We start from the raw sequence: 16,785 nt of genomic DNA on the forward strand, positions 1-16,785 counted from the left end.
TAATTTGAGTGATCTTTTTCGCCCGCACATCAGACATAAATTGATGTTAAAGGGATGGGGTTAAACCAGTGGGAAATGAAGCCATTAATGATTTACTGATGGACGAGATTACGGCGGATATGAAAATCAAGTTTGGGATCACTGTAGATTCAGCAGTGCCAATTGGCTGGAACCATGGGAATGTTTGTTGGCTTATGATGTCCGATCGAGGAGAGCTTTTTGTTAAAGTGCATGATAAAGTACGAAATAAACGAACAATCGAAGGGACTCGTCAGGCATTAAAGATTCAAAATCAGATGTACATTGCAGGAATCCCATGCCAGCCTGTAATGTCCTACAACGACGAATGCACATATTCCACGGCAAGAGATGTTGAATACACCATAACCGGTGCAAGCCAGGGAAGGCATATTCAGGCTGGGCAAGCGAATTCTTCCCAGATGTTTACGCTAGGGAAAGCAACTGGGTATATGCATAAATGGATGAACACCAATTTACCAAAACTTGAATCCCTCCATTGGAAATTACCTTCAAAAGAAAGCATGTATAGAAGACTTCAGACAAACCTACTGGAAACATCGTCAGCTGAACATAAACGGTATACGGAAGCTATTGAATGTCAGATGGATATTTTAAAACATATTGATCTTAATGAACTAATGGCCTGTACTCATGGATGGGCACATTGGGATATGCATATCGATAATTTATTGTTCGATGATAACAGAATAGTGGATATTATTGATTTTGATCGAGTTAGTTACGTTTACACCGACTTTGACATATCAAGAGCATTGCTTTCCTGTACGCTTACCTCCAATGGTCTTCCAGCAGAAAACATAAAGGCTTATATCGAGGGTTATTCGGAACACGAGATTATAACGACTGATCGAATAGTCAAATCACTAAAATTAACGTGGTATAAGGAATGCAAATGGACACATGCAAAGTATAGGAACAATCGACCTATGAGTCGGTTTATAGAAGAATTAATCTGGACCGGAGATAATTGGACAAGGTTGGACGAATATGTTAAAGATATTCTTTTACGCTAACGTAAGAACGTTAGTTGAAACAGACACCGCGGCAGCCGGCCACTCCCTTGGCTGCCTTTTATTAAGCTAAAGGGCAGAATATCGAATGGTTTACTTTTCATAAATTACCAAAATTGTTATTATCAAAATGCGAACAAATATTCCTGTATTGGTGTGATGCGTATGGGTCTCTTTGACGATCTAGATCGCTATACAAATCAAATTAAAGATCGTATTTCTGCATCAGCAGCAGCCGTATGTATAATGAAAGACAATAAAATTATACATGAAAGGTATTCCGGTTATCATCATTTCCATAAAGGTGCCAGGAAGGTGGATGAGTTTTCCCAGTTTAATGTTTACTCCACGAGGGTTACATATGTTGGGCTTGCCGTTGCTATCGCTATAAATGATGGTGCAATAAAAAGCATAGATGATCCGATTAGCAATTATCTAACGAATTATGACAATAATGTTCTCGGTAACACGACAATAAGGCATCTAGTTACGAGAACAACAGGGTTGCAATTTCAAGGTAAAAGCGTTGTACGTAAGTTTGAAGAAGGTACATCATTTGAAGGGAAAAAACCTGAGGTACTGGCTGCGATTATTAAGAATGCTACAGGGAAAACAGTCGCTGAAACCATTAATGAACGAGTCTTTAAACCGTTAGGACTAACCCAGACGGAGTGGAGAACAGAAGGTAAAGAAACCCTAGTTTGTGATATAAACGATCCTAATAGTTATCCTACCTTAAGACTCGAATCAAACGAAGGCAGTGACCGGAACCTATACATAACTGCTAGGGAACTTGCTTTATGGGGGAATTTACATTTGCACAAGGGGACTATGCAAGGTCAGCAGATTCTTCCTAGGGATTTATTTGAAAATGTGACCTCAAAAATGACTCCCAATACATTACCTGTCCAATTACCGAGGCTTGGTTATTTTTGGTGGATTCAAGATAAGAATGTTGCAAACTCTGAAATAGGCCCTGATCTTCCTGAAGGGACATATCAGATCCTCGGAGCATCGGGATGTTCATGCACCGTAATCCCTGAACAGAAAGCAGTGGTTGTACGGATGACGAATAGTCTGTGGACTTTTGGTGGTAAGAATGGATTTGATTACATTGCCGATATTCAAAGGTTTGGTAATATTGCTACTCAGGCTTTAAACCAGCACTCTTACGCCACCTTTTGATTAAGCTATCTGGGAACGTTAGTGGAATAACAGGAAGCAGACCACCGCGGCAGCTGCTCCCTAGTGTCGTTGAAGTAACGGGCAGCAGCGTAACTTTATTCGAATGTTTCACGTCTATGTGAATGAAAAAGGGGGTTTTACTTATATGAGAATTGGAGTGCTACTATAATTATGCAGTCGAAAAACACCCTCGTATGAAATAAAATGAAGATGACGAGGGGACGAGAGACAATGAAACGGTACGACAAAGTATTCAAAGATGAAGCAGTAAGATTGAGCGACGAGATTGGACCAAAGAAAGCTGCTGAGCAGTTAGGCGTAGCCTACCACACCTTGCAGGATTGGAGAAAGCGAAGAACTCTGCACGGCGACGGAGCGCATGTCGGAAGCGGACGTGCTTACCCATCTACCGAGAAGACTGCCCGTGAAATCGAATTGGAAAGAGAAATAGGCGAGTTGCGCCGCGCAAATGACATTCTCAAGGACGCACTCGGTTTTTTCGCATTAGACCGGAAGCGGTAAAGGCGTGCCAGCTCTATGCTTACATCCGTGAACGACGTGGCCGTTGGACCGTCAAGGAGATGTGCGAAGTACTGGCTGTCAGCGAATCGGGCTATTATCGTAGCTTGAAGCCAAGACCCAAACAGGAGCGGCAAGAACGCCTTCTGGTCAACATTAAAGAAATCATCGGGGAACATGAAGACAACAATAATTACGGTGTCCAGCGTATTTTGCTGGCGCTGTCACAAATAGATATTAAGACCAGCTACAGTACCGTCCGTCGGATTATGAAGATGCACGGCCTGCTGAAGAAAGTGAAGCGTCATCCAAATGGCATTACTCGCGAGGATGCTGCAGCTCAAAAGAGCGAGAGCCTGATCAAGAGAGATTTCGGTGCCTCAGCCCCCAACCAAAAGTGGCTATCAGATATCACGGAGATTCCTTGTTCAGACGGCAAGTTGTATCTATCCGCCGTACTGGATTGTTTCAACGGAGAGATTGTAGGCATCGCCATGGACGACAACATGCGTAAGGAATTATGTATCCAAGCTTTCGAGAACGCCTGCAGGGCAAGAAGTGCTCGCGGAATGATTTATCATAGCGATCGCGGTAGTCAATTCACAAGCCGCGCTTTCCGAGAGAGCCTGGCTAAACGTGACGCCGTGCAAAGTATGAGCGGCACGGGGCGTTGTTATGATAACGCACGAATGGAAAGCTTCTTTGCTACGCTCAAGAAAGAAAAGCTGTACAAGATCAAGACCGAGTACTATCCGATGGCCTACATTAAATCGATCATCTTCAGATACATCATGGTCTACTACAATAGACGGCGGATCTACACCTCTAATCCGGGGGGCTGGCCGCCATCCATTTATCGCGAAAGAATGCTGTCGCAAGCAGCCTAGTAACGGGATGCCTGTATGAGTGTGTTTTCAAACTGCACTTTTATTGACAACTCCAAACGTAGATAACGAAGTACAAACAACTGAAGCACGGATGAGTCGGAACAAAACTAACATACGGACGAAGATCCTGTCGGGCAGCATATCCGACCTCCACCTCATGGACAGGTTGAATGAAGGAATGTGGGAGCGAAGACTCTGTGAGACATGGGAGGGTTGACCTCCATGAGGCGATGTGGAGATCCAAGGTGCGACCATAAATCTCCAGAATGTCCACTTTTTAAAAACAGGTGGTCTGGGTGGATGTGTTTTTGCGCTTTCTTCTCCCCCATATATTACATCTTCTACAACCTTGTTCCATACAGTGCTTGTCTCGTACGAAAGAAAAACGTTCAGAATCTAAGAAAACAAGCGTATTTAAGAGGAAAACGATTCTCCATAGAGGGAGTTTAGTTAAGTGGATAATAAAGGAAAATGTGGAGTGCATGTCGAAGTTACGCAGCAGATGAATTTATAAGTTGAAGGGAGATATGAGAATGAGCTTAAAGGTGGAACCTTTGGATTTACTAATGGCAGACATATCGGGGTCTAAGTGGCAGGAGGTCAGAGCCGAGGAACTTAATATTGACAATGTCAGCTTGGCGAAGACGAAAATTAATAACGCAAACATGAGTCAAATGTCTTTGAATGATGTTAATATGGGTGGAATTAAAATCTCGAATGCAAACTTGTCAGGTATAGGTATTCAGCATGCGAACTTTAGCCACGCTGTTATTGACCATGTCCATTTAGTTGGAACGGAATTTCATAATGTGGTTCTTCCTATGGAGGGGGATGGAAATTACAATTCCGATGGTCACTATAAACCATTAAGTTTTCATAACTGTAACCTTTCCAATGGACAAATAAGGAATTGTGATTTATCAAATGTTGAGATAACTGATTGCGACATTACTGGATTGAAAATTAACGGAATCTTGATTTCTGATTTAATCAAGAACGATTAAAGGACAAATGACACGTTGTCTGCTTTCGCAGCCATATAGCTCAATATACCATCAGGACGAAGTTCGTTCGTCATGAAACGGCAGCCTTATTGAGCTATCTGGGAACGTTAGGTTAATGGCTGCCGGGAATACTACGGCAATTTTTTCTTCAAACTGGGTGGCTCCTATGGAGGTAATGAATCTGAAGTACATTGAATTTGGTCTAGGTAACAGATGGTTTATCAGAACTGAAACAGAACTAGATGATGGAACAGAATTTGAAGAGAAAGGTATAGCACGACCGATAAGGTTCCAATCGGTTTATATTAGGATTTGGATTTGTAAAACCGTATTAATCCTAGATTTAAAACAAGGCTTCAAGTTCAGTAAAAAAGGTAGATTTGCACTTAAATTTATATTTGGAATAACGAGCTCTTAAGCGTTGGTCATTGAGAGTAATGAGGAAGGATAGCGCAATAACCAGGGAGCAGATTGCCACGGCAGTTGCTCCTTGGCCGCGTTGAAAGGGCAGGATACCCCATAACCGTCTACCCATTTTCCTTGATCGCATAGCGAGAACAAATTCTTCGCAAACATGTATTGGAGGGCCTGGCTGAAGTAAGATACAATCGGAGCGAAGAAGGACTTCCTTATAATGGCGGTGGATTGCTGATGAGATACAACTATTGTCCCAAATGCGGGGGTTCCCTGCGACTTAACGAGAAAAAGAGGCCCGTATGCAGCGTGTGTGGGTTTGTTTTTTATCAGAATCCTTCTGCAGGTGTAGCTATGATCCTCATCCGGAACGGCAAGGTGCTGCTTGGTCGAAAGCGGGGGCGTTACAGCGGGCAATGGTGCGTGCCATGCGGTCATGTGGAGTGGGGAGAGGACGTGTATGAGGCGGCGAAGCGTGAAATGTTGGAGGAGACGGGGCTGTGCATAGAGCTTACCTCCCTCTATACTGTCTGTTCCCTTTATGGTGAGCCGTACGTAGGCACTGAATGGTATAATCCCGAACAGCAAAGCGTCATGATCTGGTTTATGGTTAAAGAAACCGGCGGCGAGCTTAGTGCGGGAGACGAAATCGACCAAGTGGGATACTTCTCTTTCGACGAGCTCCCTCGGATCGCTTTTCCCGCACACGAAATCGTGATTCGCAAATTGCATGACGAGCAGATCATATGCTAACCGCAACTGAATATCTAACCACATATCGAGATTTTTTACGCGCCGGCTTTACGCTAACTGGGAACGATAGCGCAATAACCAAGGAGCAGATCGCCACGGCAACTGCTCCTTGGCCGCGTTGAACGAAAGGGCAGAATACTTCAATTATGTGCTAATATTGATTGTAACGTAAAGATCTGATACTGGGGGCTTTAGGCAATGACTAATATAAACTTTCTGGAAACAAAATTAGCGAGCAGATACGGAGAAGATGTTTCAAAAGATGGCAACAACGCAGTATTTGCTGACTTAATCATTGATTCGTTACCGTTATGTCAAAGGCTGAAAGAGTACGACTTTGTACCTGTCTTTGGCTGGGGCAATGATGAGCAACAGCAGACAGCAGTTGACAACTACTGGTGGGCACTCATTTTTCCACGCAAGGCTAGCTCGAGCTCTTCTTTCTTTTTCTTCAGTGTTCGCCTTGCGAAGGCAGCTAGCTTCTCCGGATCTTCTTCGCCCTCGATCATGGCATCCATCATATCGCGACTGCTCACCCCCATGATGTCAGAGACAACAGCAGAGAGGAGAAGGTGCTCTAATGGATGGTCGAGGGCGGAAATAGGCACCTGAAGAGTTTGACAAATCCAATGAGATGGAAGCCCCGTGAACTAAATTGACGGTGCCGGTCAGGGAAGAAAGGACAAGTGATTGCGCGGCAAGGTTTAGATTAATGGATAGGCCCCATTGCACCGATTTTAATTTTGACGTTCACGTTCACGTCCGCCTCCGAAAAAGCATCTCCCCAACGATCCTGAACTTTCTTCCATTCATCGTATGCAAAGGCCCGAGCGTAAAGACCGTATCCAAACGGGTCGATTTTGGCAGCTCGCGCCTTGCCGATCAGCCGCTCGAAACGCGATTTCAATATTTCCGCCATTTCGCGCTCCAATCTCGGCGCTTCTTGCCGTACATCGATCTTGAAATGACGATCGGTCAAGACGGCTGTCATATTGATCTCAATATCGAATTTGAGTTTGCCGTCTTTATGGCTTACCTTAGTTTTCGCAGATATGCCGGAGGCTGAGAAGGAAAAGGCGCCGGGCTTGAACATGTTGCTGGCTGCTTTCACGGGATGGGTCAAGGTAAAGCTAAACACACCTTGCGTTTTATTTTGCAAAATGTGCAGCAGCTTGGTTTCCTCCCCGTCGATGGAAAGCACATGCTTGCCTTTTTGATCGAGCAGCGCGGTTCCGGTGATCACCACTTCCTCTTTTTTTTGCATTTGGGTGATGCTCGCCGTTATTCCTTTTTCAATCATTTGCCTCCGGAGTTCCTGGAGCGATGTTTTTACGGTTAAGTTGCTGTAGTACACCGTTCGAATCAGCTTTGTCATATACATGGGGAGACGTGGTTTGTTTTTGGGCAAATAGCTTACGATGTCGTATACCGTTCCGTCTACCATGACGACTGTAGCATTAACGGTATTCCGTGCATCCCGGTAAAACACGTCGAGCAGTGGGAACCAATCTTCATGCTCGAGCACCCTTTTTCCGATCATGATCACCTGCGTTTTCGCTGCCGAAGGCAGCGCCGAGAAGACCTTGTCGAATTCATCGCGGGATTGGCGGAGCGTCATCGCCTTTACTTGATAAAACTCTTCCTTAACCGTCGCTTCTTTGTTAAAGACAGGGCTGGATGCGGAAATGAGCAAATCGTTATTTTCGTCCAAATCAATGCCTACGAGCAGAACAAGCGAAACGTCCTCAATGTTCCTTTTATCGATGCATCCTGTTAAGAAAACCATCGTAACAAACAAACATATCAAGCTTCGTCTCATGAGACGCGTCTCCCCCTGAAAGCTTCCAATACGCGGACGTAGATGTATAGGACGACGGGCAGCAGGTAAATGAAGAACGAACCGAAATACGCATGAAGCTTCGCCCACCGATCCGACATATTCCATGTGGGGTGTACCAGAAAAACGGCAACGATGCAAGCGAACAGGTACCAAGCACTGTGGGGCGTATGGTCCTTTTTGCCTATCAGATGGCTTGTACTGAATACCGCACAAAAAATGTACGGAACCCATGACCGTGAAACGACGAGTAAAAATAACGCCAGAAACACCATGTCGAAACGTTCCAAAAACCGGAACTCGATCACTTGAAGCAAATTCAGCACCGGCTGGTTATATTGCGTTATGTCGTCCGGGGCGAAATAGACGAAGCAGACGACCGTCACGTACAAATAAAGCAGACCTGTAAGCCCGTTGGCAATCATGAATCCGCGCAGGGCGTATTGTTTTTTTTGCAGGAACGGATAGATAAAGTAAAGCACTTCAATCCCCAAAAAGGAAAGCAGGGTCGTAGGCACGACATTGATGATTGGCTTGACTCCTTCCTTGAACAGAGGCAGTAAGTGAATCCAGTGCCCTTTCCACAATAGAAATATAAGGAATATCGGCATCCACACCGTAAGGTAGAACGCGATTTCATTATATCGGCCCTGCACGCGCAGCCCGTTGCGCGCAATCATGAAAACGGGCACGACGAACAGCAGCATGACGATATAATCTGGCGTCATCGGCAAAAACCAAGCCTTGATATACAGCACTCCCCGAACCATACTAGTCCAGTTAAAAAAGAGAAAATAAGCGATCACCGGAAGAAGAGCCAGCTTCCCGATCCATTTCCCGAACAGCCGGCACAGCAAATCAGGAAGCGTATCCTCCGGAAATCGTTGTAACGTTAGCAGGGTTAGGAAGCCCGCGAAGGAATTGACACCCCAGGCGATAATGATGGAGATCCAACCATCGGTCCCGCTTTTCGCCGCCAATTCTCTCGGAAGCGAAAGAATGCCTGTACCAACTTGCGCCCCGAATAAGATTAATATATATTGCATCAAGGTGATCTCGTTAAATTTGTATTTCTTCACGGAGCGCCTCCTTTCGGATCATCAGGCTCTTTACGGATGAATTGAACGGGTCTGGCGCTTTTGGGCCGCTTGAACATGCTCCATAACGGCAGTCGGACGAACGTATCCTTCATGTCCGCCCAACGGAACGGGGCCAGCGGGCTCCCGTAAGGGGTTCCTAACGATTCAAGCGACACCAAATGGGCAATCAGCATCATTAACCCTACAACGATGCCGATAATGCCGAACAGAGAGGCGATCAGCATCATCGGGAAGCGCAAAAGACGGATGGCTGTTCCCATATCGTAGTTCGGGATGGTAAAAGACGCGATCGCGGTGGACGCGACCACTATGACCATAATGTTGCTGACGATGTGGGCCTGTACGGCGGCCTGTCCGACGATGATGCCACCTACCATTCCGATGGATTGTCCTATGGGGGCGGGCAGCCGTATGCCTGCCTCCCGTATCATTTCCAGCATGATCTCCATCAACAGCGCTTCCAGTAACGGAGGAAGCGGGACGCGTTCCCTTGATTCGGCGATCGACAAGAAAAGCTCCAGTGGTATGACTTCATGGTTAAACGAGATGAACGCGATGTAAACGGCCGGCAAAAAAACGGCGATCGTAAAAGCCACAAACCGAAGAAGCCGCAGAAATGAGCCGATTAGCCAACGAGAATTGTAATCGTCCACGCTTTGAAAAAATGAAATGAACGCCGCTGGGGCGACTATGACGCTTGGCGAGCGATCCACCACAACGACATATCTTCCTTGCAGCAGCTGAGATACAGCGGTATCCGGCCGTTCGGTCAAAATAAATTGTGGGAACGGGGAGAAGGAGTTATCCTCAATTAACTCAGCCAATTCGCCGGTATTGACGATCGCGTCGATGTCCAACTGCCGGATTCGATCCTGCAGCTCCTGCAGCACTTCCGGATGGGCGACGTCTTGCAAATACATGATCCAGATTTTTGATTTGCCGCGCCGTCCTACGGAATGCTCGGCGATTCGGAGCTCTCGGTTTGGAACGTACCGGCGAATGAGCGCAATATTTTGCATTCCGGTTTCCACGAAGCCTTGGTGCGCGCCCTTCAGTGAGCTTTCCAGCTGTGGATCTTCGATCGCACGCTGCGGCCAACCCTGGGTGTCGTAAACCCGGGCTACCTGATCTCCCTCGATGAACAGGACGCTTTCGCCGGAAAGGACGGCTTGTTCCACATCTCCCCAAACGGTTACATGGCGAACGCCGCTGATCGTGGGGACAGGAATGCGATCGTTCCCCTCAGGGGCCTGATTCATCAACGGGCGCAAAACGTTGTTATTGATCGAATTTTTATCGGTCAAACCGTCCAAATAGACCAAAACCGCCGGAATTTCCTGCGGACCTGCGAAAAAACGATACACGGCCAAGTCGGGTGAGGCAGGGAATAAACGTTTGATTTCTTCGATATTTTGGGTAATTTCGCGATGGAGCGGGCGGGAGTCGATATTCAGCTCCTTCGGACGGTTTGCCGCCGACGACTGGGCGTTCCGTTTTTTGTTGAAAAAGCGCATGAACAAGAACATTACCAACCACACCTTCCCGACCGTACATTCTGCTTTGTAACTTAAGATGGATAAAAAATGAAAATTTATTCAGACGGCCGGGTTCAGATAAATAATTCGTAGACACGTCCTGAGAAAATATTAGGTCGGGCCTACATCACCAGCGCCCATCGCTGCCTCTGGTCATGGATCCGTCAAGGTTCCCTTCGGCGCCTGTTCCGGAAACCGAGCACTGCCCGGAAGGAATCCACCGCCGCGAGGCAATGACTTTTGAATCTCCTGTGGCCGCCGCGTAGCCATTTCCACGAGGCAAAACCTTCCCGAAACACTATCTCCAAATCAAGGACCATTCCTGAAAAAATCCAGTGTAGAGTAAAACCCCAAACATGAAAGCACAGAGAATTACACAAACATACGGACGAGAGATCCTGTCGGGCAGCTTATCCGACTCCACCTCATGGACAGGTTGAATGAAGGAATGCGGGAGCGTAGACTCCGTGAGACATGGGAGGGTTGACCCCATGAGACCACATGTGTAGATCCAAAGGTGTGACCACAAATTACCATTTTAACCGCTTATAAGAAAACAGGAGATTTTAAGAGAAAATAGATTCTCCATAGAGGGAGGATAGTTACAATATATGGTAAAATAAGATGAGTAAATTGAAAGGGTAGTTTGGAGGGAAAAGAAGCGTCAATTAATTACGTTTTTCCCAGTCATTGTGACTGGGAACATGGTGTAATCCTACACATCAAGAAGCTGCCGCCGAGAATGACTGGCAGCTATATTACGTTAACCGGCTCTTATCTTCATCAATTAACTGCATGATGTGGTACAATATGTAATTATAATTATGAGGTACAAGGTGAATAGAATGAATGCTAATGTAAGGGTAAGACGGGCAGTTTTAACCGAGCCACACGGAGAAATTACCGAACTTTATTGGTTTTCGAAATCCGAACGTTGAAAAGCAGAATCAGCCCCCAAGTCAACGGCGATACCGTCTACTTTGCGGTAGAAATCGCGACAGAAGGTAATTGAGGGAAGATTGGGTTTACCCGGGCGAAGCTTTTGAAAAAGACTTCATACATCGAGCGGAACAAGCAACGGTTGAGGCTATCCGGAATGCGACCGAAAAGGTGCTTTCCAAAATGCAAAAGGATCTCAAGGTGGACGTAGCGGGCTTCGGAAAAAAAATCAGCATAAAATATCCGCAAATGTGGAAAAGGATGAAAAAAGATTGGGACCGGAAATTTAGCGAGATGCAGGTGGATGTTAAAGTAAACGTGAAGATCCAGGAATTTGGAACCAAAGGAGCGAAAAAGGGGTAGCTGCAGCACAGGTAACGATGCCGGCCTCGCAGCTATTCCATGAGCTTTTTCGATTCCAGATATAGCACCTGAATAAACTTTTTTATATTATGGCGGATCAAGCCGGGAGAGGAAGCTTGCTCGCTTTCCAGCTCCCTCATTTTGATTCGTATATCGCTTAGGTCGAAAAACTTGGTAGCGTACTGCTCGAACTTCGGATTCGAATAATCGATCAAGCCAAGGGAGGCCAGATGGGTCAGCGATTGGTTTACCGACCGTCGAACCCGTTGTTCGGCCGCTTTGATCTCTTTTTTTATGCCGGCTGCGGTAGCCGAGGGACCTAACTTTTTCCGGGCGATTTGCTGATAGATTTCCAGCAGCTGTGGGAAGCCCTGCTCTAATGGGTTGCTGCTTTCGTACCGGTATAAATAATCGAGTATTTCCAGCAAGTCTTTGACGCCGGCTTCACCGATCAACCCGAGGTCCGATAGCACGTAGTTTCCGCAGGACACAATGCTCTTTTCGCCTGCGGAAGGCTCTTTAGCCGGTGCCGCGCCGCTTAAGCCGATGGCATTCAGCGTTTTCTGGATATCTTTAATGGAGTGCTGCAGCCGCAGCCGTTCCGTCACCTTACGAAGAACGGAAATCACTTCCAACCGGTTGATAGGCTTTGTAATGTAATACTCAACTCCGAGCGAATATGCTTTGCCTATCAGCTCCTTTGACTCCACTTGGGAAATCATGACGATCTTCCCGTCGAAGCCTCCGGACAGCTCGCGTACGGTCTCGATGCCGTCACGAACGGGCATTAGCAAATCGATCAGCACGATATCGACTTGCTTCATGGCAAGTAAAGCGATATCGATTTGCGCACCGTCTTCGGCTTCCCCCGCAATCGTTCCCAAATCCTCATCCTCAATAATTTGCTCCAGCATGGAGCGGACGGCCGGGTCGTCATCGACAATATAGAATCGCATCGCGCTATTCCACCTTCTTTGCTATTTGATCGAGAGGGAGCGTTATGGTGAAGACAGCGCCTGTCCCTCCGCCGGCGGGGCCGGCTTGTATGGTGCCGAGCATTCTCTCGACCTCTTGCTTGACGTAAGCCAAGCCGATACCTGTGGAAGCATTACCGGATTTATCGTATTTCGTAGTAAAGCCGGGAAAGAATATTTTTTCCACGTGCTTGGAGGCAATGCCCGGCCCATTGTCGGCTACGCTGAAAATGACGGTATTGTGATCCCGCTTAACTACAATTCGGATACTGCCTGTTTCTTTTATCGCCTCAACGGCGTTGGCGACCAAGTTATTGAGAATTGACAAGGTTGCGTAGACATGACACGGGGGAAAGACACCATCCATGTGCAAGTCGAGCCCGATCTTCTTACCGAGCGAACGGGCATACTTTCGATTGGAGCGCAGAACGATTCCCGCCAGTTCTTCCAGCGGCAAATATTCGCTTTCATGCGAGATCAAACCGGATAGTCCTGCATAAATCCGTTGGTTGTCTTTTTTAATCTCGTGGACCTGCCCGGCGATCCGGAGTGCCTGCTGAGCGAGATCTTCCCGAAGCAGATGCTGGTTGTCCTTTAAGGATTGATAAAGCCGGTAGCTGTCCTGGGCGATATTTTCCGCATTGTGCAGCGTTTTATTCAATTGGATCGTTTCCTCATAAAGCTCGGAAATCAGCACGAGCATCTTCTCTTTTTCTTTGCGCTGCTGTTCTTCGGCAGCTTTGGATTGTCTCAGCTTTACCAGATTGAAAAAACCGAGCACAAAAAAGCTCCGAAAAAAAGCGATAAGCGCAATTTGCTTCCAAGTGGCTAAAGCAGTCAGCGGCGCTGCCGCCGGGCTGCGCAGCAGCAGCTCCACCGAAGTCGCGGCGATTTCTATCGTCACGCCCAATACGCCGAGCAGAAGCGGCCGGTGATGATGCCGGTTCATTCGAACCGCCGAGAAGACGATCGCATAGGTCAAGTAATAAAAAAATACCGGATAGTGATGCTGAAAAGCAGCTTCCCAGTCCCGAAGCGGCCCGAGCGTCGTCTCCAGTCCCATGCGGAAGATCGTAACCGCGGCGCCGACCAGCAATCCCGAGACAAGCGGAGAGACGGACCGAAGCCATAACAGGAACAGAAAGAAGGCGGGGGTTCCCAGACTAACCCGAAAATCATTTTGAAACGGGTAAAAATTCAATTCGCCCGCAATAGGTACCGTAACGATCATCAGCATGAAAGTCAACCATTTTTCTTTCAACGCGGCGCCCGGCCTCCTTTCCAAATCGACGTAAAGTCTTTCGACATCGTTCGTAGTATTCCTTCCTTGGCCGATTCTAAAAAAAAATAAAGACCAAAAAGTAGATTTATATAGATTTCTATAGAATCCCCATACAATTAGACTCATCCAAGGCAGCAAGCTTTCATGAAAAGAAAGCGCTTAACAATGAAGAGAAAAGGGGAGTCTGCAGTGAAAAAATTTGGTTTGGCTTTTCAAATCCTGATTGGCCTTGTATTGGGCGTGGCGGTAGGGGCTGTTTTTTATGGAAACCCGGCTATCGAAAGCTTCTTGAAGCCGGTGGGAGATATTTTCATTCGTCTGATCAAAATGATCGTCGTTCCGATTGTCGTTTCCTCTCTGATCGTCGGCATTGCGGGTGTTGGGGATATTAAAAAGCTTGGCAAGCTCGGTGGCAAAACGATTCTTTATTTTGAAATTGTGACGACGGTCGCCATTATTTTCGGTCTGCTCATAGCCAATGTATTCCAACCCGGTGCCGGTGTCAATATGGCCGGACTAGCCAAGTCGGATATTTCGAAATATGTTGAAACGACCGAGAAGGTGACCAGTCACAGCTTCACCGATACCTTCGTCAATATTGTCCCGAAAAACATTTTCGAGTCGTTCGCGGCAGGCGATATGCTGGCCATCATTTTCTTCTCGGTATTTTTCGGCTTGGGCATTGCCGCCATCGGCGACAAAGGGAAGCCGGTGCTGGCTTTTTTCCAAGGCGTTTCCGAGTCGATGTTCTGGGTAACGAACCAAATCATGAAGTTTGCGCCGATCGGCGTATTCGGATTGATCGGGATGACGGTATCGAAGTTCGGGGTCGGTTCCCTGCTTCCGCTCGGGAAGTTAGTGTTAGCCGTATACGTGGGCATGTTCCTGTTCGTGGCCATCATCCTCGGCCTGATCGCCAAGCTGTGCGGCACCAGCCTTATGGCAATCGTTCGCATTTTAAAAGACGAGCTCATCCTTGCTTTCTCGACGGCAAGCTCGGAAACGGCTCTTCCCAAGATGATGGAGAAGATGGAGCGCTTCGGCGTTCCGAAGGCGATCACCTCCTTCGTCGTACCGACGGGGTACTCGTTTAATCTGGACGGCTCTACGCTGTATCAAGCCATAACCGCTTTATTTATCGCGCAAATGTACGGCATCCATATGCCGCTCAGCTCCCAAATCATGCTGGTGCTGGTCTTGATGCTTACCTCGAAGGGAATTGCCGGTGTGCCGGGCGCATCGTTCGTCGTACTCCTCGCTACGCTCGGATCGGTCGGGATTCCGCTGGAAGGTCTTGCTTTTATCGCCGGGATTGACCGAATTCTGGATATGGCCCGGACCGTGGTCAACGTCATCGGCAATTCCATAGCTGCGGTTGTCATGGCGAAATGGGAAGGACAGTACGACCGGAAGAAAGGCGAGTTATATTTAGAGTCCGTCAAACAAGCTGCATAAGTCGAAAAATAGGGGGAAACGACGATGACAACAGCACAGCTCAGGGTGGAAATAGATTTTCTCGGCTCCAAGGAAGTACCGGCCGGCGCCTATTACGGCATTCAAACGCTGCGCGCCGTTGAAAATTTTCCGATAACCGGATACCGCATTCACGAAGAACTGATTCGTGCGATGGCAACGGTTAAACATGCAGCCGCTACGGCGAACATGGAGATCAGACAGCTGAATCCGCAGATCGGGAATGCCATCGTGCAAGCGGCCCAGGAGATCATGGACGGCAAATGGCACGATCAGTTTATCGTCGATCCGATCCAAGGCGGAGCCGGAACCTCCATCAATATGAATGCCAACGAGGTGATCGCCAACCGGGCGATCGAGATTCTTGGAGGAACGAAGGGAGATTATTTTCAAGTCAGTCCCAACTCCCATGTGAATATGGCTCAATCGACCAACGACGCGTTTCCGACGGCGATTCATATCTCGACGCTTTCTTTAATTGAAAAGCTGATCGTGACGATGGAGGAGCTGCTTGCCGCGTTCCGCAAAAAAGCGGTACAGTTCGACGGGATTATCAAGATGGGACGGACGCATCTGCAGGATGGCGTACCGATCCGCCTCGGTCAGGAATTCGAAGCTTACAGCCGCGTGCTGGAGCGCGATATCAAGAGGATCAAGCAAACCCGCGGGCATTTATACGAAGTCAATATGGGCGCAACGGCCGTCGGAACCGGTCTGAATGCCGATCCCCGCTACATTAAGCGGGTCGTGGAGCTGCTTGCCGAGCTCACGGGACTGCCGCTAATTAATGCGGATCACCTGGTGGACGCTACGCAAAATACGGACGCTTATACCGAGGTGTCCGCGGCGCTGAAGGTTTGCATGATCAACATGTCCAAGATCTCGAACGACTTGCGTCTGCTCGCCTCAGGCCCGCGTACGGGACTCGGGGAGCTGAACCTGCCTGCGCGCCAGCCCGGTTCGTCGATCATGCCGGGCAAGGTGAATCCGGTCATGGCGGAGGTCGTCAATCAGGTAGCGTTCCAGGTCATCGGCAACGACCATACGATATGTCTCGCTTCCGAAGCCGGGCAGCTAGAGCTTAACGTAATGGAGCCCGTGCTCGTGTTCAATTTGCTGCAATCGCTTAGCATGATGAATCAAGTGTTTAAAGTGTTCCGCATCCATTGCCTGGAAGAAATCGAAGCGAACGTTGAGCGCTGCAGAGAGTATGTGGAGAAAAGCGTCGGGATTATCACTGCGCTCAACCCACATCTGGGTTATGAAGTCGTAGCGAGAATTGCGCGCGAAGCGATTTTGACGGGGCGTTCGGTACGCGAGCTGTGCCTGCTTTACAATGTTTTAACGGAAAAGGAGCTTGAGCTCATTCTCGATCCTTACGAAATGACGAACCCCGGAATTGCGGGGGCGGAGCTATTGGACAAGAACTAAAGAGCAGATGCAGCAACCGTTTCACCTAATTAAAGGA

17 protein-coding genes and 1 pseudogene are annotated in these 16,785 nt (G+C 47.7%); 11 read left to right on the plus strand and 7 right to left on the minus strand.

The features are described 5' to 3' along the window. Positions 1-68 precede the first annotated feature (68 nt). The 8 genes and pseudogenes from RAC89_RS31305 (at position 69) to RAC89_RS31335 (ending at position 5,814) form a co-directional block, all read left to right on the plus strand. Positions 69-1,055 (plus strand): phosphotransferase, encoded by a 987-nt coding sequence (locus RAC89_RS31305; RefSeq protein WP_306617645.1) that lies wholly within the window; start codon positions 69-71, stop codon positions 1,053-1,055. A 162-nt stretch (positions 1,056-1,217) separates the two neighbouring features. Further along, positions 1,218-2,237, plus strand: a complete 1,020-nt coding sequence (locus tag RAC89_RS31310) for a serine hydrolase domain-containing protein (protein ID WP_306617647.1) — start codon at positions 1,218-1,220, stop codon at positions 2,235-2,237. A gap of 231 nt (positions 2,238-2,468) precedes the next feature. Then, a complete protein-coding gene (locus RAC89_RS31315; RefSeq protein WP_218094447.1) occupies positions 2,469-2,759 on the plus strand; it encodes a transposase in 291 nt (96 codons plus the stop codon). Further along, complete coding sequence (locus tag RAC89_RS31320) at positions 2,741-3,643, plus strand: IS3 family transposase (protein WP_306617904.1); 903 nt, start codon at positions 2,741-2,743, stop codon at positions 3,641-3,643. Before RAC89_RS31315 ends, RAC89_RS31320 begins: the two co-directional genes overlap by 19 nt. Before the next feature lie 533 nt (positions 3,644-4,176). Further along, a complete protein-coding gene (locus RAC89_RS31325) occupies positions 4,177-4,647 on the plus strand; it encodes a pentapeptide repeat-containing protein (protein WP_306617649.1) in 471 nt (156 codons plus the stop codon). 181 nt (positions 4,648-4,828) lie between these two features. Further along, positions 4,829-5,065 (plus strand): DUF3977 family protein, encoded by a 237-nt coding sequence (locus RAC89_RS31330; protein WP_306617906.1) that lies wholly within the window; start codon positions 4,829-4,831, stop codon positions 5,063-5,065. Positions 5,066-5,298: 233 nt separating this feature from the next. Next, a pseudogene (locus RAC89_RS31830) lies at positions 5,299-5,382 on the plus strand (hypothetical protein); the annotation flags it as partial. 33 nt (positions 5,383-5,415) lie between these two features. Then, positions 5,416-5,814: an NUDIX hydrolase gene (locus tag RAC89_RS31335; RefSeq protein WP_306617651.1), complete on the plus strand. Its 399-nt coding sequence runs from the start codon at positions 5,416-5,418 to the stop codon at positions 5,812-5,814. A 392-nt stretch (positions 5,815-6,206) separates the two neighbouring features. Here RAC89_RS31335 and RAC89_RS31340 read toward each other — a convergent pair whose 3' ends face one another. From RAC89_RS31340 to RAC89_RS31360, 5 genes are all read right to left on the minus strand, one after another. Next, complete coding sequence (locus RAC89_RS31340; protein WP_306617653.1) at positions 6,207-6,356, minus strand: hypothetical protein; 150 nt, start codon at positions 6,354-6,356, stop codon at positions 6,207-6,209. Positions 6,357-6,523: 167 nt separating this feature from the next. Then, on the minus strand, positions 6,524-7,633 hold the full coding sequence (locus RAC89_RS31345; RefSeq protein ID WP_306617655.1) for a Ger(x)C family spore germination protein: 1,110 nt from the start codon (positions 7,631-7,633) through the stop codon (positions 6,524-6,526). After that, on the minus strand, positions 7,630-8,730 hold the full coding sequence (locus RAC89_RS31350) for a GerAB/ArcD/ProY family transporter (protein WP_306617657.1): 1,101 nt from the start codon (positions 8,728-8,730) through the stop codon (positions 7,630-7,632). Before RAC89_RS31350 ends, RAC89_RS31345 begins: the two co-directional genes overlap by 4 nt. After that, complete coding sequence (locus RAC89_RS31355) at positions 8,727-10,277, minus strand: spore germination protein (protein WP_306617659.1); 1,551 nt, start codon at positions 10,275-10,277, stop codon at positions 8,727-8,729. The genes RAC89_RS31350 and RAC89_RS31355 overlap by 4 nt, the downstream gene beginning before the upstream one ends. A gap of 136 nt (positions 10,278-10,413) precedes the next feature. Further along, complete coding sequence (locus RAC89_RS31360) at positions 10,414-10,569, minus strand: hypothetical protein (RefSeq protein WP_306617661.1); 156 nt, start codon at positions 10,567-10,569, stop codon at positions 10,414-10,416. A 725-nt stretch (positions 10,570-11,294) separates the two neighbouring features. Here RAC89_RS31360 and RAC89_RS31365 point away from each other — a divergent pair. Then, positions 11,295-11,588, plus strand: a complete 294-nt coding sequence (locus tag RAC89_RS31365; RefSeq protein ID WP_306617663.1) for a Ger(x)C family spore germination C-terminal domain-containing protein — start codon at positions 11,295-11,297, stop codon at positions 11,586-11,588. Between the two features lie 32 nt (positions 11,589-11,620). Here the strand turns inward: RAC89_RS31365 and RAC89_RS31370 are convergent, their stop codons facing one another. Together RAC89_RS31370 and RAC89_RS31375 are read right to left on the minus strand one after the other, a co-directional pair. Next, positions 11,621-12,544: a DNA-binding domain-containing protein gene (locus RAC89_RS31370; RefSeq protein ID WP_306617665.1), complete on the minus strand. Its 924-nt coding sequence runs from the start codon at positions 12,542-12,544 to the stop codon at positions 11,621-11,623. 4 nt (positions 12,545-12,548) lie between these two features. Continuing rightward, positions 12,549-13,823, minus strand: coding sequence for a sensor histidine kinase (locus tag RAC89_RS31375; RefSeq protein ID WP_306617667.1), 1,275 nt, complete (start codon positions 13,821-13,823; stop codon positions 12,549-12,551). A 210-nt stretch (positions 13,824-14,033) separates the two neighbouring features. Between RAC89_RS31375 and RAC89_RS31380 the strand changes: the two genes are divergently transcribed. Both RAC89_RS31380 and aspA read left to right on the plus strand, forming a co-directional pair. Then, a complete protein-coding gene (locus RAC89_RS31380; protein WP_284645310.1) occupies positions 14,034-15,299 on the plus strand; it encodes a cation:dicarboxylate symporter family transporter in 1,266 nt (421 codons plus the stop codon). A gap of 24 nt (positions 15,300-15,323) precedes the next feature. Next, positions 15,324-16,748: an aspartate ammonia-lyase gene (aspA, locus tag RAC89_RS31385; protein ID WP_306617670.1), complete on the plus strand. Its 1,425-nt coding sequence runs from the start codon at positions 15,324-15,326 to the stop codon at positions 16,746-16,748. The last annotated feature ends 37 nt before the right edge of the window (positions 16,749-16,785 follow it).

Origin of the sequence: Paenibacillus sp. GD4 (genome assembly GCF_030846225.1) — a bacterium.
GTDB lineage: Bacteria > Bacillota > Bacilli > Paenibacillales > NBRC-103111 > Paenibacillus_G > Paenibacillus_G silviterrae.